The following is a 14,116-nucleotide window of genomic DNA, read 5'->3' as shown; positions in this document are numbered from 1 at the left end:
ATAGCGACTGTTGGCGCCAAAGAATAACACGGTTTCACACAACGATGAAAATTCAGTAAAGTAAGGTTTTAAATAACCAGCGGTATTATTTTGTCAAAAGGACCAACGTTTACTCCTGCGCCCTCAGGAATTCGACTCGTCGTTAGCTTGACTGTTTTAGTGCTATTAGGGCTGAATTTAAGACCGTTACTTACGTCTATCGGTCCATTAACGGGTGAATTACGCGACATAACCGGGTTGTCATTCAGTGAAGTATCGCTGCTTACGACTATTCCTATTTTAATGATTGGTGCTATGGCGCTATTTGCCGGGCGTGTTACCACCGCTTTGGGTTACCGCCATGGCATTGGTTTGGGACTTTTCATTTTAACCACTGGTTTAGTCTCTCGCTTCTTTGAACCAACCAGCACCAGTATGATAACCAGCGCGGTGATTGGCGGGGTCGGCATATCCCTATTGCACATTGTGATTCCTGAGCTGACAAAGCAGCAATATTTGAAACGGCTCGGCTTAGTAACCGGCCTTTGGTCAGCAGCGCTGATGGGGGGAGCTGCGTTAGGCGCTGTTGCCACGCCCTGGGCCGCTAATTTATTGCCAGAACGCTATCAGGCAATGGGGGGCTGGAGCCTTCTGGCAGCGCTGGTTTTAGTCATTTGGTATTTGCCAGTCAATCGGACACCCGTCGCCAGTATTCCACCCAGGCATTTATTACTGCGAGCCTACAAGTCGCCAAGAGCCTGGGTGCTCGGTGCCTACTTCGCGTTGGTGAATGCAGGCTATGCGGGCTTTATTGCCTGGATAGCGCCCTTTTACGCAGAGTTTGGTTGGTCTGCCCAAGCGTCAGGGAACCTGTTGGCGCTGTTTTCTCTCGTTCAAGTCATTGGGGCGTTAGTGCTGCCTGCGTTATCACGTTCTCAAGATCGCCGCCCTTGGTTGGCGCTGGCTGTACTCACACAAATGGTTGGATTTATCGGCCTGAGTTGGTTTCCAAATGTGTCGCCCTGGCTATGGTCGGCACTTTGCGGTTTTGGTTTGGGTGGTGCTTTCCCACTGTGCATTGTTATGGCGTTAGACCATATTGATAACCCCGTTCAGGCAGGGCGCCTGGTGTCCTTCATGCAAGGCATCGGCTTTATGTTTGCCAGCTTTATGCCGTTAATTACCGGTTGGTTTCGTGATGTTTCCGGCAACTATACATTCGGCTGGCAATTGCACATTGCGGTCGGCTTAATTATTCTGGCAATGACTTGGCAGTTTAATCCCAGGGGCTACAAAGGACTGTTTAATTCATTGGAATAATGCGGGCGATAACGTCATCGACCAACACTTCCAATTGCGCCTGCGGCAGGCTCCGCCGTGCCATTGTCCTCAAACCAATCACATTGGTTTGAATCAGTCTAGCCAACTGCCCGGGTGAGCTTTGTTTACTGAGCTCGCCACGGCTTCTTGCGTCTTCCAACGCGCTTTTAAACATTGTCTCAATTGAATCAAAGTATGCATATACCGGGTCACTAAAGGCTTTATCTTCCGGCGTAAACTCCAATAATGTTTTGACCAACATGCACGCTTTAGTGGGCGCACAGCTCTCGCCCGTGCTTGCAATATCTTTCAAATATTGACGGAACCCTTGTAGCACCGATGGCTGCTTCGCGATGGTTTCCCGAAAGTTTTGCTCAACCATAGAAAAGTAAGCATCCAACGCTTCTTTAAATAAGGCTTCCTTATTACCAAACGCCGCATAAATACTACCGGGACGCATATCCATAGCTTCTTCAATGTCTTTCATCGACGTGGCGTGATAACCCTGTCGCCAAAAAAGATACAACGCGTTATTTAAGGCAGTTTCACGGTGAAATTGGGGTGTTCTTGGCATCCTTGTGTCCCCTCGACGTTGCTAATAAAAGAATAAGTATAGACCTCTATTTTGACTATGACAGTAAAGAATTTGTTAAGGAGTGTGATCTAATCTCTACCGTTCGATACTAAAAGAAGGACATTGACTAAAAAAGGTAAAAGACGATGGAAATTGTTCAATTCGGTTCAGAAGACATTGAAAACAAACTGGCGCAAATGTCTGATGACAAAATCAATGATATTGCGTTTGGTGCTATTCAGCTCGACGGTCAAGGAAAAATTATTCAATACAATGCAGCGGAAGGCGACATTACGGGTCGTAACCCTGAAGAAGTGGTCGGAAAAAACTTTTTCCGAGACGTTGCACCTTGTACAAACAGCCCTGAATTCAAGGGTCGCTTTGACGACGGCGTAAAAAATGGTGATTTAAATACCATGTTTGAGTATGTCTTCGACTATGAAATGAAGCCCACGAAAGTCAAAGTCCATATGAAAAAAGCCTTATCTGGTGATAGTTACTGGGTCTTTGTAAAGCGCCTGTAAAGTGAGCGTCAACTTAAAAAAGCCAGCACTTGTTCAGCTCATTGGTGATCTTATCGCCGAGGAGCTGACAAGACTTCGACCTGCTGAAAGTAACGAGTGGCGACGTCGTCGCTGGCTGCCGACCGACGAGCTGGTTCCGCAAAGTAAAGCAACCGGGAAAGCAACCGATAGCACCGACAACGAAATCGTGGTCGACTCGCTTGAATGGATGGCAATTGCTGGTCGTGTTGTACAATTTTTCCAAATGGAAGAAAGCGGTATTGAAGACTATCTATTGCGCAAAAACACGCTCGGTGACTGGTCGGAAATAGTGCAGAAAGCCCGCAACATTGCATCACAAAACATAACGGTCACGACCTCTGGCAGCACAGGTCAACCAAAGCCATGCAGACACCCTTGGGCTCAACTCACTGACGAAGCAGACTACTTTGCCAAGCTGATTAGTACCCAAAGTACGAGTGTTCATCGCGTCATTGCGTTGGTTCCGTCGCATCATATTTACGGGTTGTTATTCTCGGTATTACTGCCTGACATTCTGGACGTTCCCGTTATACGGGGATTCACTGCCTTTCAACAAGTAACCGGCGGTTCTTTGCAGTCCGGCGACCTCATTATAGGCTTTCCTGAGGCTTTAACTCAGGCAACAAAACTACTAAGCCATATACCCAACGAAGTTACTTTCACAACGTCGTCGGGTCCGTGCCCGGCAGAAACCACCAATGCGCTTTATGAGGCAGGCGCATCCCGCGTTATTGAAATTTATGGCAGCTCTGAGACTGCCGGTATTGGTTATCGCTTCTCACCGGAGCAACCCTTTCTACTTCTGCCTCGCTGGCAACAAGAGTCGATAAACACCCTGCAGGAAAAACACACACAACAAAGTTACGAGTTGCCCGATAAGCTCAACTGGCTATCCGATAAGAGCTTTATTGTCAGTGAGCGGGTTGATAGTGCTGTTGTTATTAAAGGAACCAATGTCTATCCGTCGCGAGTAATGACACTTATCGAGTCACACCCAGCCGTCAGTGCAGCTGCCGTAAGACAAAAAAAGCCAGCAGAAGGTAAAGGGTTAAAAGCGTTTGTGGTTCTGAAAAACCATAGCGAGAAAATAACGGAAGCAGATCTGAAGCATTGGTTAAGCGAGCATCTTCTCGATATTGAAGTCCCCACGCATATTACGTTTGGAGACGCCATTCCGGTCAATGAAATGGGCAAGCAGCAAGACTGGTCACTTTAAACTGCAATGAGCCTTCTCAAGGCAATGCCCGCGTCAGGATATCATCGAATCGGCTATCGGTATTCTTCGCTTCTTCCAACATACAATGGCTTTCAATGCCGGCGTCGCTCAGTTCCGTTATAACACGACGAAGGCTGCTGTTATTTTCCGGACGTGACAGAGTCGACAGCAAAACGGTAATTAAGCCATTGCCTAAATGTCCTGGTGTGTCGTAATCTCTGATATTCGCGCGAACAATTTCTGCCGCTCGAGCGAGCGTTTTAGAGTCATTAGTGACTTTCAAAGCCAGTAAAAAGTAAGGGTATTCCGGGTGGGCTTTATAAAAACTGAACCGTCGCTGGAGAGCACGCAACATCATACGTCGGTTATAGAAGCCTGTGTGTTCATCCTCTCCACCGGTGCTGCGCAACTTCAGCTCCATCTCTTTGTAGTCGGTAATATCCTGAACCGTGCCAAAAATAATTTCATCACCATTCTCATCAAGCTGATAAATACCGGATTCCCGCAACCAACGAACGGTGTCGTCACTGCGAATAATACGATGTTCCACGTCGCGCACACCTGACTTTTTGGCGGCTTCAATAGCGTCGGTTACGGCTTTTCGATCCTGTGGGTGCGTTTTTTCCATGACAATATCAAGACCGGGGTCAGTCTTGCTTTTTTCCAAACCATAGAGCTCGTACACCGTATCAGACCAAACCGACTTGCCGGTGTTTAAATTCAGTTTCCAGTGGCCTAAGTTAGCAACGCGTTCGGCAAGTTCAAGATTCCGCTGATGCCTTTTAACCGTCAGCTCTAACTGCTTACGTTCAGTAATATCCAGTAATTGACCTTTCCAGATGGTACTGCCATTAGGCTGTTTTTCAGTCACTGCATGACCATAAACCCAATGCGTTTGTCCATTGCGAACCACTCTGTATTCTTTGTTCCACGGGATTTTATATTTCGCGGACTCGAGTAAGCTACTGACTACCGCTTCATAGTCATCAGCGACAATAATGTCTTTCAAGACGCATGTGTTTTTCTGAAGGTCACTCACGGTGCACCCGTAAATGCTTTCAATACCTTCACTAACAAAATGAAAGTGCCAGTCGCCACTTTCGGTTAGCTCTAATTGATAGACCGCGCCCGGCAGTGCATTCGTTAAACTCACTAAATCAACTGATGAATTCTGAGCCTTCATATAACCACTAACTGAAAAATATGAACGGGCATTCATCATACCGTAAAGACTACAAAATAAGCAGTAAAAGAAATGTAAAGTGACCCATTACAAAACAATTTAAGTAGGCTATATATATACAAACCATAATAAAAACAGGAGTTTTTATGTCAGCGGAGAAAGCTAAGTGGCACAACGCAATACTGATTCCGGTGTTTTTACCAGCGGTTATTGTCATTGCTTTACTGGTAATAGGGACGTTAAGTGCACCTGAAAAAGCCGGTGAACTGTTTAATTGGACGTTAGCAGGCATTACTGACAACTTTGGTTGGTTTTACATGCTCGCCGTCGCTCTTTTCTTAGTGTTCATTATTGGTGTGGCAATATCGCGCTGGGGGCGTATTAAATTAGGTCCCGACCATTGTGAACCGGAATACAGCTTTACCTCTTGGTTCGCCATGCTGTTTTCGGCGGGTTACGGTATTGCTTTACTTTTCTTCGGTGTCTCAGAGCCTGTCTTACATTACGCGGAACCGCCCGCAGGCGCGGCTGAAACAATCGGCTCTGCTAAACAGGCTATGCAAATTGCCTACTTCCACTGGGGCTTCCACATTTGGGCAATTTACGGCCTAGTAGGCTTAGTTCTGGCATATTTCTCATTCCGACATGGCCTTCCACTGTCCATGCGTTCTACGCTGTATCCGTTAATTGGCGAGAAAATTAATGGCCCAATAGGACACGCTGTCGATACCTTTGCGGTGCTGGGAACCATGTTTGGTATTGCCACAACCCTGGGCTTGTCGGTCATACAAATAAACACCGGCCTGAACTATTTGTGGGAAGACATTCCTGTGGGGACCACCGTGCAAATTATTGCAATAGGTGTTATTACTCTTGCCGCAATAGCGTCGGTTGTTGCCGGCATGGATAAAGGGATTAAGCGACTGTCTCTGTTGAACATGACACTGGTTCTTTTCCTGTTATTATTCGTGTTCATTGTCGGGCCTACCATCCACATTCTGGAAACCTTCCTGCAAAACACCGGGGCTTACTTAAGCGGTATTGTTGAACGTACCTTTAACTTGCAGGCCTATGAACGCAGTGACTGGATTGGTAACTGGACGCTATTCATTTTCGGCTGGACCATAGCCTGGGCGCCGTTCGTCGGGCTGTTCATTGCTAAAATCAGTCGCGGACGCACTATTCGCCAGTTTGTCTTTGGGGTCATGTTCGTGCCTACCATATTCACGTTCTTCTGGTTCGCCGTATTTGGCGATACCGCTTTGAATATGATCATGAACGAAGGTTACACAACACTCATTTCGGAAGTGCAAGATAATCAGGCCATAGCCCTATTCAAACTGTACGAAGAATTGCCGCTGACCAGCATTATTAGCTTTGTCACCGTGCTTTTAATTATTACCTTCTTCGTCACGTCATCGGACTCTGGCTCACTGGTTATCGACTCATTAGCATCCGGTGGCATGGAAACGCCTGTATGGCAGCGTGTTTTCTGGGCAAGTAGCGAAGGTATTGTTGCGGCAGTGCTGCTGGTTGCCGGCGGCTTAGGCGCACTGCAAACCGCGGCAATAACCAGTGCTTTACCGTTCGCTGTCATTATTCTCATATCCGCAGCCGGAATGTGGCGAGCGTTGGTTATTGAAGGGCACCAATACAACAGTCTGAAGAGCCACCGCCATCATCACCGTCGTGGTGTTAACGAGGGTCCGGACTATTGGAAAAAACGTTTAGCCGGCCTGGTCGACTTTCCGAAAAAAGAACCTGTATTGGAGTTTATTAACGGACCGGCGACGGAGTCCTTGAAAAAAGTAAAAGAAGAGCTGAAAAGTCAGGACTGGCCTGCCGAATTTACAACGGACGAAGAGCACAATCGCATCATTCTTAGTGTTGAACGAGAAAATGATCTCGATTTTGCTTATGAAATTCGTCTACGCGACTACTTACTGCCGGAGTTTGTGCTCAGCAACGACCAAAACCGCGAGAGCTACTACCGAGCAGAGGTGTTCCTGAGACAAGGTGGTCAGTCGTATGATCTATACGGTTATGAGTCATCAGATATCATCAATGACGTAATTAACCAATTCGAGAACTACCTGCACTTCAGACACCACAGTCCGGGTGTTCTGCCGTGGGATCTCGAAAAGCACGATGAAGATCTCAATGACGATATAGAAACCAACAAGTAACACCGGGAAGACTAGAGTAGCCGCTCTTCGGAGCGGCTTTTTAGTGGTCGGACTGTTGAATTTTTGCAACATGTGCGAGAATAACCACTAAGTCAGTAGGGAGTCACTATCACTATGGAACGTGTGGATAACCATCCGCAAAAACTTGCCCCCATGCCAACTATGCTGTTCAGGTCATTATTTACCTTACAGCGTAGCGATGAGTCTGAGGCTAATTCAGAAACGCTGGAAAAGCATTATTCTATTCCGGCTCCGGCAGCTAAACAGTTAGAAAAATATCACGAGGCTTTTGGTGGTTTTGTTAGTGATGTCCCGCTTGCCATGCTGTATTGCATCGCGCAGCGTGCGCACTTAGCGCAGATGCTCGACGACAGCTTCCCTTGGCCTGCACCGGGTCTGGTGCACGTCAGCAACAAACTAGAGCGCCATGCGGTTATTCAAACTGACCAGTCGTTTCAGCTGGTGTCAAAAGTCAAAGTACCTAAGCGCGGACCTGATGTGTCTCCACGCCGGTTAAGACCGCAGTTTACGGTCGAGTTTTGGCAAGAAGGTGAAAAAGTGGCGACCTGTACCAGCGTTTATCAAGTCATGAAGTCCGATAACGCAAAGACACAAACAAAGAAAGCACCGCCGAAACCTTTCGAACCCGACGAAGGCTGGGACAACTTGGCTCATTGGCAGTTAGGCAGCGGTATGGGCCGCCGATACGCCCGTATATCCGGCGACTTTAACCCCATTCACCTACATCCGCTCGTGTCGCGCTGGTTTGGTTTCGAAAAACCGATTATTCACGGTATGTACATGATGGCTCGAGCTCAGGCTGAGCTGGAACGCAAACAGTCAAAAGCGGTAACCTACATAGACGTGACTTTTAAGCGCCCGGTTATTTTGCCGGCTAGAGTACAGCTGTGGGTGAATTGCGAGGAAGATAAAACCATGTACGAAGTGCGCAGTAGCGACCACACCTCTTTGAAACTAGAAGGGTCAGTGCGTTTCGACTGACCCCTCTTGGTTATTTTATTGCTTATACACTTTTCCGTCTTTCATCACGAAACTGACATTTTGTAGCAGAGTAATATCCTCTAAAGGATTACCTTTTACAGCAACAATATCCGCTTTTTTATTCGCTTCAATACGGCCAATTTTATCGTTCTTCAGAAAATCAGCTGCGACGCTTGTCGCTGCCTGGATCGCTTCAGCTGCGGGCATGCCTGCTTCAACCATGTACTGGAATTCCAGAGCATTGTCACCATGTGCAGATACGCCGCTATCAGTACCAAACGCCACATTCACACCCGCTTTATAAGCTTTGGCGAAGGTATCCTGAATTTTCGGACCAATTTCACGCGCTTTGGGTCTCACAACCTCAGGAAAATATCCGTCAATTTCAGCTTTCTCAGCAACAAATTTTCCAGCCAGAATCGTCGGTACTAAATACGTACCATGCTCTTTCATTGCCGCAATCACTTCGTCGTCCATATAAGTACCATGTTCAACTGAAGCAATACCCGCTTTTACCGCACGAAGCATACCGGCTTTGCCGTGCGCATGGGCGGCGACATGAAAATTGTAATCATCAGCAATATCAACCAAGGCTTCTAACTCATCGTCAGTAAACTGAGGGTTGTCACCGCTGCTTGCCATGCTCAATACCCCGCCCGTTGCGGTAATTTTGATGAAGTCAGCACCGTCTTTGTAATGTTGACGAACCGCTTCTCGAGCACCTTCGGCGCTATTAATAACACCATCTTTTGGAGTTGGACGACCCATCAGTTGTTCTTTCCAACCGTTTGTCGGGTCCGCATGCCCCCCCGTTGTTGCAATAGACTTGCCTGCGGTGTAAATGCGTGGTCCATCGGTAATACCGGCGTTAATGGCGTCCCGCAAAGCAATGGTCACATTGTCAGAGTCACCCGGGTTACGAACCGTTGTGAATCCCGCTTTCAGCGTTTTCATGCCGTAGTGCTGAGCAATCAAGGCTAAGTCCGCCGGGTTTTGAGTAAACTGCTTGATGTACGAATTTGGCCCGGACTGACCGTCTAAGTGCACATGGAGGTCAATAAACCCCGGCAAACACGTACTGTCTGACAAGTCGGTTACTTGGTTGGAGCTTCCCGGTGAATTCACTTTGACCGCCTTAATATCACCATTTTCAACTTCAATGTACCGCTCACCAATAAGCTGTCCGGATTGACTATCGAATACGTCCCCGCAATGCAGCCAGTTTCCTGCCTGCGCTGATGTCGCCGCCAAACCAACGGCTATGCCTACTGCTAATTTCTTAAGCATGGAACTCCCCTTCATTATTGTGCTTCGTTTATTGGAATTTCCTGTCCCCAGAGTCGGCGAATATCAGCATCATTCTGCATTAGCGAGGCTAATGTATAGTCTGATAAAAACCGGTAGAACGTTTCCTTACCTTCGTTAATTAAATTCTTCAGCTCGCAGGCCGGGAATATAGCGCATTCCGGCTTATGACAATCTATCCAGTACTCGTCACCTTCAAGCCGGCGTATGATCTTGTCTAACCGCACATCGGCAGGGTCAACAGCCAGCAAAAAACCACCATTTTTCCCCCGGCGAGTGTCAATAAACCCTTCTTTTCCTAACTGATGCACCACTTTATTTAAGTGATTTCTGGGCACATTGAAGATACCACTGAGTTCATCAATCGTGACTCTGTTGTCGTCTTTTTTGGCCGCAAGATACATTAAAACGCGCAGACCATAATCGGTGTATTTTTTAAGTTGCATAGGCGTTAACCCTATCAGGATATTGCTACTGTTGCTCGACAAAAATCAGTTGTCGATTACCGCGAGTGGTCAACACTAAGCGCTCATTGTTATCAATAAATACTTGATAGACACGTTGCATAGCGTCACTGAACTCTCTTTCCAGTTGACTGGCGGTTTCCGGACACGCCATTTTGGTACTTCCCATAAGCTGTATTTGCGCCAACTCACCACCTAAGTTGTATTGCCCGAAGTACCGATTACAGCCATTAAATCCAGTCAGCTGACCGCCGGCCAGAAAACTCAATGTTGGCGCTTTTGTGTTGAGCGGATGATCGCCAAATTTAACCAATTGCCACTCAACGCCCTGCACCAGCCATTCGCTGTCGCCACCACAGCCGGAATAAACGTTACCGTCTTCGTGCAAATCGACTTGGTAGGGGTAAAGCCTGCCGCTCATCGAGTCCCGACATAACGTATCAATAACCACTAACTGCGTTGCTGTGGCTGAGTCAATGCGCCATTCATAAGGGTTCTCAGAAACGACTTTGGCCGGCGAGACATCGACAATTGCTTCGGTATCCGGTGTCGTAATGGTCATATGCTGCGGATTAACCGCAACCTGCCAGAAAGGTTCGTTGCCCCGGCCGGTAAAGTGCTTAGGCAAAGTGCCTTTTTCCACACAGGTTGGCAATTCCTGTCCCTGCCAGGTCATGGTCGCTTCATTACCTTTCCCCCAATATTGGGTGACGGGATCAGCACCGTCGTTATAGCGTGCGCCCGATGCACTAACCACCTGATGCAAGTGTGTCGAGCTGCCTTTGTAATGAAGTGTCGCTGCCGCGTCAGTAAAGTTGAGCGCAACTTCGGCCGCCCCGCATTGATACTGAATGGTTTGCTCTGAGTCACTGGTTAATGAACTGCAACCGACTACACCAGCTAATACGGTTAGCACCGTGGTCAGTTTTATTATTTTCGTCATTTAAAGCGCCTTAACGGTTTCCCCTCTTTGTAAACACTTTACCTCGCCCAAGCGCTTTTAACCAAACTCTCTGACTAAGACAACGACAAGTACCACAAAAAAACCGACCAAAGAATTGCTAAAGATCAAAACTGTTGTTGCGAATCATTATTATTTATATTAGCATTCGCGGCGATTTGATAAACCAATAATGAAATAACCTTTCAAAAAACATTAACAGGGTAGATCATGAAAAAGACGTTACTGACTACGGCTATTCTTGCAAGCTTCGCTGCTCCGACCTTTGCAGAAGTTGCTATTGACCGAACTGATGACATTGAACAAATCAAAATTATCGGTACAAAAACTGACTCCAGAGCCACTGCAGGCTCAAGCGCCGTTATCGACGAAGAGCAAATGCGAATTGAAGTACCATCCGACATTAACCAGTTGATGAAAACCATCCCTGGTGTCTATGTGCGTGAAGAAGACGGCCAAGGCCTCCGCCCAAACATTGGCATCCGTGCCGCAACCGCCGGCCGTGTCAGTAAAGTCACTATTTTGGAAGACGGCGTGATGATGGCGCCAGCACCCTATTCAAACCCGGCGGCATATTACTTCCCAACCACCTTCCGCATGTCGTCTATTGAAGTGCTGAAGGGCGCTCCATTATTGCGTTATGGTCCTCAAACCACTGGTGGTGTACTTAACCTGGTTACGACACCCGTGCCGGAGCAGTTCGGTGGTCAAGTATTGACTGAGTTCGGTGAAAACAGCAGCCGCGATATTCATGCGCATGTTGGCGGCACAAAAGGTCAGTGGGGCTTCTTGCTAGAAACCGTTCAACGCAGCAGCGACGGTTTTAAAGATATCGACCGCAGCAGCCGTGACGCTGGATTCGACATTGAAGACTATGTTGCGAAATTAAAATGGACAGGGGATAGCCAAAGTTTACTGGCTAAATTCCAGTATTCAGAAGAAACCTCAAACGAAACGTATGCAGGGCTTACTGACGCAGACTTTGCGGAAGACCCTAACCGCCGTTATGGGCTGTCTGAAATTGACCAGATGAACAATCATCATGACGCTATCAGTCTTAACTACAACGTGGAGCTAACTGACACCGTTGAATTGAATGTTCTGACTTATAAGAACCACTTTAAGCGCAACTGGTTTAAAGCGGGTGTTGTTAATGACTTAGTTGACTTAGCCAATGCGGGTGACACAGACGCGCTAGCGGTTTTGCACGGCGAGCAAGATTACCAAGACATAACCTGGACCAACGGTAACCGTGGCTACGACTCTTATGGTGTTGAAGTAAATACCGGTATTGAGTTGGCATCGCATTTCCTCGAAATTGGCGTACGTGATCACACTGACGAAATGGATCGTTACCAGTTAAAAGAAGTCTTCGATCAAGTTAACGGTAGCCTGGTGTTTGACTCGTTCATTCAACCAACCGGTGGCGACAACCGTTTAGAAAAAGCGGAAGCCGTCAGCTTTTGGGTTACTGACCAGTGGCAAGTTACTGACGATTTGATGGTTAATCTGGCACTTCGTCATGAAAACGTTGAATCTTCACGCCTCCAGTTTGCAGTACCGGATCGCAGCGAATTAGACAGCACTCGTTCTAACGACAGCAGCGAATGGTTGCCGGGTGCCTCCTTTACTTATGACGTAAACGACAACTGGCAGGTTCTGGCTGGCGTTCACAAAGGCTTCTCTCCTTTAGGTGGCGGTGCAACAGAAAACCAGGAGCCTGAAACCAGCACGAACTATGAAGCTGGCGTACGTTACAACCAAGGCACTTTATTTGTCGAGGCGGTTGGCTTCTACAGCGACTTTAACGACACCACACAGCAATGCTCTATTGCTAACCCTTGTGACAACGGTGCTGAATCAGGCAACTACGTACTGGGCGAGTCGGTCGTTCGCGGTTTAGAGTTCCAGGCGAGCAACACCTTTGAAGCGGGTAGTTTCCTGATACCTGTAGATGTGACTTACACCTACACCAAAGGTGAAATTAGCAAAGACAACGCCGTGTCAGGTCTTATGGATGGCGATGAGTTAAACGATATTCCGCAAAACACCTTCAGTATGCGCGTTGCTTTAGACAACCAAAACGGTTGGATAAACTACGTTGTGGCTAAATACGCAGACGAGATGTGTGTCGATGTTGGCTGTAACCGTACCAACAGTCAATTCGACAGAACGGAATCTGTGTTTGTCACTGATTTCGTCAGCCGTTATGAGATGAACAACAACATGGCGGTTTATTTCAAAGTCGAAAACCTGTTTGATCAGCAACAAATTGTCGCTCGTTCACCGCATGGTGCTCGTCCTAATAAGCCTCAAACAGCGTCTTTTGGTGTGGAATACACTTTCTAAACGCCAGACTCTCTCCCTGGCTTTTTTGCGGCCCCACGTGTTGGGGCCGTTTTTTTATCCCTTATTGAGGGCGTCGTTATTTGGCTAAATCAATAAGATAGTCAGCCAGAGCACCCATTCCGGTTTGCTTTACGCCCGCCTCTCGCTCGGCCGTTTGGTTATAATTGGTATTGGTATTCACGTCATACACGTACAACTCACCTTTGTCGTCCTCTATGAATTCAATACCGGCGACATCAATATCATTGGCCTTTAAAAAGGCTTCAAGGGCGAAAATAATTTCGTGGTCGTTAAAGCGTTTAGTAATCGTAAATTTATTCGGCGTTTCCGCCGACGCTTCGCTGGTCGGGCAAAACGCATCATCAACACTACAGACATCGGCCGGACAAAGCTCAAACCCCTGTTCGGTATTCACATTCACTGCATAAACAAATTTCTGACCAACAAACTCGCTGCGGGTAATGTGGGGTTGTTTCGGTTTGATGTACTCCTGCAACAACCAAACACCGTCCAGAGGCTCTTCGTAGTCGGCACTGTGAATATAAGCTTGCAGACCAGCAGCATCATCAAACTTAATAACACCCAAGCCTTTGCCACCACGATTCGGTTTTAAAATAACGGGCCACTGGGCAAACGATTCAGCAGCTTCAACCAATAAACTCTTACCCACGACCGCTTGTGTTTTAGGCACATTCAGCCCGGCTTTTTGCAACGCCGCATACTGCGATAACTTGCAGACTTCCAGCGCAAGAACGCCGGTACCATTCACAACCGTTCGATTGTTGCTTTCCAACCAAGTTAAGGCCATACGAGTGAGTTCTGGCGCAAAACGATGCCCGCGGGTATGCGAAGAGGCACTCATGCGGTTGTAATACACCGCATCGTCAGGCAGTTCAGTAAAAGGAATGACACCAGTATCTAAAAACCACTCTTTGGCCTCAACTCCGCGCTTCTCAAATTCTGCTCTCAATGGCACTAGCCACTCTTCATTTTCGTGCAGAATAACAATATCTCGCATGTGAACCTCTTATC

General features: G+C 47.4%; 12 protein-coding genes. 6 read left to right on the top strand and 6 right to left on the bottom strand.

Annotated elements, in window-relative coordinates; all coding sequences use genetic code 11:
* Nucleotides 1-147: 147 nt before the first annotated feature.
* Nucleotides 148-1,299: a cyanate transporter gene (locus tag EST55_RS11690; protein WP_240665308.1), complete on the top strand. Its 1,152-nt coding sequence runs from the start codon at nucleotides 148-150 to the stop codon at nucleotides 1,297-1,299.
* On the opposite strand, the gene EST55_RS11685 is transcribed toward EST55_RS11690, so the two are convergent.
* On the bottom strand, nucleotides 1,283-1,873 hold the full coding sequence (locus EST55_RS11685; protein WP_129497597.1) for a TetR/AcrR family transcriptional regulator: 591 nt from the start codon (nucleotides 1,871-1,873) through the stop codon (nucleotides 1,283-1,285). The two genes, EST55_RS11690 and EST55_RS11685, sit on opposite strands and share 17 nt — an antisense overlap.
* Nucleotides 1,874-2,019: 146 nt before the next feature.
* Between EST55_RS11685 and pyp the strand changes: the two genes are divergently transcribed.
* On the top strand, nucleotides 2,020-2,397 hold the full coding sequence (gene pyp, locus EST55_RS11680; RefSeq protein WP_129497596.1) for a photoactive yellow protein: 378 nt from the start codon (nucleotides 2,020-2,022) through the stop codon (nucleotides 2,395-2,397).
* Nucleotide 2,398: 1 nt separating this feature from the next.
* Entirely contained in the window at nucleotides 2,399-3,634 is a 1,236-nt protein-coding gene (locus EST55_RS11675; RefSeq protein WP_129497595.1) for an AMP-binding protein, read from the top strand.
* 16 nt (nucleotides 3,635-3,650) lie between these two features.
* On the opposite strand, the gene EST55_RS11670 is transcribed toward EST55_RS11675, so the two are convergent.
* On the bottom strand, nucleotides 3,651-4,817 hold the full coding sequence (locus tag EST55_RS11670) for a PAS domain-containing protein (RefSeq protein ID WP_240665307.1): 1,167 nt from the start codon (nucleotides 4,815-4,817) through the stop codon (nucleotides 3,651-3,653).
* Nucleotides 4,818-4,963: 146 nt separating this feature from the next.
* On the opposite strand from EST55_RS11670, the gene EST55_RS11665 reads away from it, so the two are divergent.
* Nucleotides 4,964-7,003, top strand: coding sequence for a BCCT family transporter (locus EST55_RS11665; protein ID WP_129497594.1), 2,040 nt, complete (start codon nucleotides 4,964-4,966; stop codon nucleotides 7,001-7,003).
* 114 nt (nucleotides 7,004-7,117) lie between these two features.
* Nucleotides 7,118-8,005, top strand: a complete 888-nt coding sequence (locus EST55_RS11660) for a MaoC/PaaZ C-terminal domain-containing protein (protein ID WP_129497593.1) — start codon at nucleotides 7,118-7,120, stop codon at nucleotides 8,003-8,005.
* Between the two features lie 15 nt (nucleotides 8,006-8,020).
* On the opposite strand, the gene EST55_RS11655 is transcribed toward EST55_RS11660, so the two are convergent.
* Genes EST55_RS11655 through EST55_RS11645 form a run of 3 tightly spaced genes read right to left on the bottom strand, consistent with a single transcriptional unit; the run spans nucleotide 8,021 to nucleotide 10,717 of the window.
* Nucleotides 8,021-9,292, bottom strand: coding sequence for an amidohydrolase family protein (locus tag EST55_RS11655; protein ID WP_100691321.1), 1,272 nt, complete (start codon nucleotides 9,290-9,292; stop codon nucleotides 8,021-8,023).
* 14 nt (nucleotides 9,293-9,306) lie between these two features.
* Entirely contained in the window at nucleotides 9,307-9,756 is a 450-nt protein-coding gene (locus tag EST55_RS11650; RefSeq protein WP_088767297.1) for an Rrf2 family transcriptional regulator, read from the bottom strand.
* A gap of 25 nt (nucleotides 9,757-9,781) precedes the next feature.
* A complete protein-coding gene (locus EST55_RS11645) occupies nucleotides 9,782-10,717 on the bottom strand; it encodes an META domain-containing protein (RefSeq protein ID WP_129497592.1) in 936 nt (311 codons plus the stop codon).
* 228 nt (nucleotides 10,718-10,945) lie between these two features.
* Between EST55_RS11645 and EST55_RS11640 the strand changes: the two genes are divergently transcribed.
* Entirely contained in the window at nucleotides 10,946-13,084 is a 2,139-nt protein-coding gene (locus tag EST55_RS11640) for a TonB-dependent receptor (protein WP_129497591.1), read from the top strand.
* Nucleotides 13,085-13,160: 76 nt separating this feature from the next.
* Here the strand turns inward: EST55_RS11640 and EST55_RS11635 are convergent, their stop codons facing one another.
* On the bottom strand, nucleotides 13,161-14,102 hold the full coding sequence (locus tag EST55_RS11635) for an alpha-L-glutamate ligase (protein WP_129497590.1): 942 nt from the start codon (nucleotides 14,100-14,102) through the stop codon (nucleotides 13,161-13,163).
* Nucleotides 14,103-14,116 lie beyond the last annotated feature (14 nt).

Source organism: Idiomarina sp. 29L (assembly GCF_004123135.1).
Lineage (GTDB): Bacteria > Pseudomonadota > Gammaproteobacteria > Enterobacterales > Alteromonadaceae > Idiomarina.
This window is presented reverse-complemented; position numbering and strand designations above follow the sequence as displayed.